Genomic DNA, 4,083 nt, shown 5'->3' on the forward strand with positions numbered 1-4,083 from the left:
CACTCACCGTTGCCGGCAATCACCCGGCAGCCCTGGCCTATGACGGCCCACCGCGCACGATCCGCACGTGGCGCTTGCATCACACTACCAACGCATTTCATTTGATTGAGGAAAAGATTGATGTCCACACTGCTTGAAGAGTTCATGACGGCCAATGCCGCCTACCCGGTGCTCTACCGCCAGCTTCAAATACTGGTTGATGCAAGCCTAGAAGCCGGCGAGTACCAGCAACTGCCGATGGTCCGAATAGCGGACATGGACGATAAGCCTTTACCCTTTGGCCTTCAATTTCTTTGACGCGCCAATCATGACCACCTCTGTAGAACGCCACACTTGGCTTGAAGACCTGCAAGCTTTGCTGGTGGGCTGCCTATTTGTGGCGCTGTCCGTCATGTTATTGCGTCAGGCTAATCTGCTAACCGGTGGTACTGCCGGACTGGCTTTCATTGTCTACTACCTCAGCAATCTGCCTTTTGGTTTGGTGTACTTTGTCATCAACCTACCCTTCTATCTGTTTGCCTGGCGGGCATTGGGTTGGGTCTTCACGTTGAAGACCTTTACCGCCATCAGCCTGTTGTCGATATATACCGAGTGGCTGCCGCAACTGATGCAGCTTAACCAGTTGAACCCTGTTTTCGCGGCTGTCGCAGGTGGCTTTCTGGCAGGTGCTGGCCTATTGATGTTGGTACGCCACCGTGCCAGCCTGGGCGGTGTAGGCGTCTTGGCCATCTACTTGCAGGAAAAGTATGGCTGGCGCGCCGGCCACATCCAGATGGCCGCCGATGTGATGATCCTGATTGGGTCGCTGCTGTTACTGGATGTGCGTAGTGTTGCGCTTTCTGTATTGGCGGCAGCGGCCGTGAATGTGGTGATTACCGTCAATCACAAGCCAGGAAGGTATGTCGGTATCTGAGTACCTGTTTACGATCTATCGCGGGGTGAAGCGCAGCGCAGAAACCGGAATGTACGTGGTTACATAAAGATTTCGAGCAGCACATGAGTCCCCATCACGGCTGCGCAGCAAGATCGTAAACAGGTTCTTAGATGAAAACCCACCAAGCTAGACGCTAAGCGGGTTCTATTACCTCGGTAATTCAGATATCGCTTGAATACAGCCAGAGCAGTGGATCTAGCCATCCGAAGGGAAAAGCCAAAGATCATTGACCGGCAGTTCGAGCCAAGCAGGGGTATTAGCCGGAATTGCATGCTCGCCATAGGCACGGAGACGATTTTCACCGGGTTTGAACAGATACTCCCAGCGATCGCCTAAGTACATCGATGTGACCAACGAAGCGGCAATGCGGTTTTCTCCGTCACCGTCCGCCAAACGCACGCGCTCCAGACGAATCAGGCCCACAGCGGCGTCCCCCATTTTTAGCGAGCCACGCACAGCTCCCCAGCACCGCCAGCCAGGACCCTCCAGCAATGCACGACCATCCCGAAGTTCGGTTACTCGGCCTTGCAGACGGTTGTTATTCCCCATGAATTCGGCGGTATAGAGGGTGCTTGGGGCACCGTACATTTCTTCCGGTCGACCTTCCTGCTCTATTCGGCCATTCTTTAGTAGTAGGATACGATCAGCCATTGCCATGGCTTCGGTTTGATCGTGGGTCACGCACAGCGCAGAGAGCTTCAGGGTCACGATCAACTCACGCAGCCAGGCACGCGCTTCTTCACGCAACTTGGCATCGAGATTGGAAAGCGGCTCATCCAGAAGGATGACGGGCGGGTTGTAGACAAGGGCGCGGGCAATCGCAACACGCTGTTGCTGGCCACCCGACAACTGATTGGGGAAGCGTTCAGCCAAATGGACGAGATCAAGGCTCTTGAGTGCTGCGAGCACCCGATCGTCTATTTCCTGTTTGCTGGTGCCGCGAAGGGTCAGACCATACGCCACGTTATCAAAGACGGTCTTGTGCGGCCATAGTGCATAGGATTGAAAGACCAGACCGAGACCACGCTTTTCTACCGGTAGATCAATCCCACGCGCAGCGTCGTATAGCGACTGTCCACCAATGCTGATACAGCCTTGGTGTGGAGATTCCAAGCCAGCCACGGCGCGCAACAGCGTAGTCTTGCCGCTCCCCGATGCACCCAGCAGCGCCACCACTTCGCCAGGTTGCAATTCGAAAGACACGCCTTTGAGAATAGGGTTATCACCATATTGCAGATGAAGGTCATTCACGATGAGTTTAGTCATGGAGCTTAACTCCGAAACGCAAGGCCACCGCGAGACCAATCGCGACTAGGCCAATATTGATAAGAGAAAGCGCGGCCACAAGGTCAATGGCACCAGCGGCCCACAACGAGACAAGCATTGAGCCAATTACCTCGGAGCCAGGAGCCAGCAAATAAACACCGGTTGAGTACTCACGCTCGAAAATCATGAACACCAAGAGCCAGCTTGCGAGCAGTCCGTACTTGATCAACGGTACGGTGATCTGACGGTGGGTACGAGCACGACTCGCGCCCACAACACGGGCTGCTTCCTCCAGTTCCGGGGCTACCTGGATCAACGCGGATGAGATCAAGCGCATGCCATAAGCAAGCCAGACAACCGTATAAGCAATCCACACGCTGACGATGCCGTTGCGCAGTTCTTTTAAGCCAGGAACAAACAGGAACACCCACAGAAAGGCGAGACCGGCCAGCACGCCGGGCACGGCGCGCGGTACCAGTACCAAGTAATCAATGGCGCGGGTTACCCCGTCTTGCTTGCGATGTGCGGCGAGGCTCAAGGCGGTGTAGCAAATGACCGCCAAGCCACCACCAATCACGCCGATCAGCATGCTGTTGACAATGGCACGTACCAGGTTGGGTTGTGCAAACACTTCTTTGAAGTGGTTTAGCGTCAGTGCCTCGCCAAGCGGTACACCCTCCCCCCAATACTCAACGACAGAGCGCAGGGCAATGCCAGAGATTGGAATAACCAGCGTAAACACCAACCAGGCAAATACGATGATGGCAGCGAACCACTTCCATATGCCTAGTGGCAAAGCCTTGGGCCGGGTTGCCTTGCCTTTCATGGCCACAAACCGTGCAGCACTACGTAAAAGACGGCGTTGCAACAACACCAGAGGAAACGTAATGGCAATCAAACAGACGGCAACAGCGGCCATCAAATGGTAAGACGGTATGCCCAACTTGTTGGTGAGTTTATAGAGATAAGTCGCCATCACCAGATGCCCTTCCGGATCACCCAATACAAGCGGCAGACCAAAAATCTCAAAGCCGAGAAACAGCACCAGCACCCCAGCAAACATCAGCGACGGCGCCGTCATGGGCAGGCTGACATTGAGTGCAACCCGCAGAGGACTGGCACCTGAGACGCGCGCCGCCTCTTCGACATCGGAACCTAAATTGCGCAACGCCGACGAGGAATAGAGATAAACATGAGGCACATGGGTAAGCCCAGCGATGACGGCAATACTGCTGAGAGAATAGATATTCCAGGGTACCTGGCTCAGACCGAGCAGCTGTTTGACCCAGATGGAGTAGAAGCCAACCGGCCCCATGGCGACTACGTAGCCAAACGCCAGCACCAAGGGGGATACGAAAACCGGCACAAGGATCATCGGCTCCAGCCAGCGCCGCCCCGGCAGGTCGGTACGGGCCATCAGAAAAGCGAGCGCCCCCCCGAACGGGACGGCAATCACAACCATACCTATCGCGATGGCCAACGAGTTCTTGGCAGCTGACCAGAAATCCGGATCAGCAAAAATAAATCGATACGCATCCAGGCCGTATTGTTTGTTGGGGGCAAAGAATGGCGCGGAGAGCGTGCTCTGCCAGATGATCAGGCCAATGGGCAGGAAAACGGCGATGGCGGTAATGAATACCACGGCACCACGGCTTAGATTGAAGCGGCTCCACCACTGAGTCCAGCCGTAAGAGGCTGGCTCCGGCGAGGTCGACTGAATGGTCTCGGTATACATAGTGTTGTTCGCCGGCTTGGATTATTTACTGATGTTACGCAGTAGCTGCGAGAAGCAGCTGTAACTGATCATAAGCCGCGCGGGAGGCGTTGATCAGTAACTTGCGGCAAAGTGCGAATGGGTTCTTCTGCGTCTTGATGCTCAGGCA

At 55.1% G+C, this 4,083-nt stretch carries 4 protein-coding genes; 2 read left to right on the plus strand and 2 right to left on the minus strand.

Features of this window, described 5'->3' with window-relative positions:
• The first annotated feature begins 120 nt into the window (after nt 1–120).
• Together CSQ89_RS22665 and CSQ89_RS20245 are read left to right on the plus strand one after the other, a co-directional pair.
• Nucleotides 121–297, plus strand: a complete 177-nt coding sequence (locus CSQ89_RS22665) for a hypothetical protein (protein ID WP_158229073.1) — start codon at nt 121–123, stop codon at nt 295–297.
• A gap of 10 nt (nt 298–307) precedes the next feature.
• Nucleotides 308–913: a YitT family protein gene (locus CSQ89_RS20245; protein ID WP_186293346.1), complete on the plus strand. Its 606-nt coding sequence runs from the start codon at nt 308–310 to the stop codon at nt 911–913.
• Nucleotides 914–1,129: 216 nt separating this feature from the next.
• On the opposite strand, the gene CSQ89_RS20250 is transcribed toward CSQ89_RS20245, so the two are convergent.
• Nucleotides 1,130–2,200: an ABC transporter ATP-binding protein gene (locus tag CSQ89_RS20250; RefSeq protein WP_099407815.1), complete on the minus strand. Its 1,071-nt coding sequence runs from the start codon at nt 2,198–2,200 to the stop codon at nt 1,130–1,132.
• Complete coding sequence (locus CSQ89_RS20255) at nt 2,193–3,935, minus strand: ABC transporter permease (protein ID WP_099407816.1); 1,743 nt, start codon at nt 3,933–3,935, stop codon at nt 2,193–2,195. The genes CSQ89_RS20250 and CSQ89_RS20255 overlap by 8 nt, the downstream gene beginning before the upstream one ends.
• Nucleotides 3,936–4,083 lie beyond the last annotated feature (148 nt).

This window comes from Chitinimonas sp. BJB300, assembly GCF_002735695.1.
GTDB lineage: Bacteria > Pseudomonadota > Gammaproteobacteria > Burkholderiales > Chitinimonadaceae > Chitinimonas.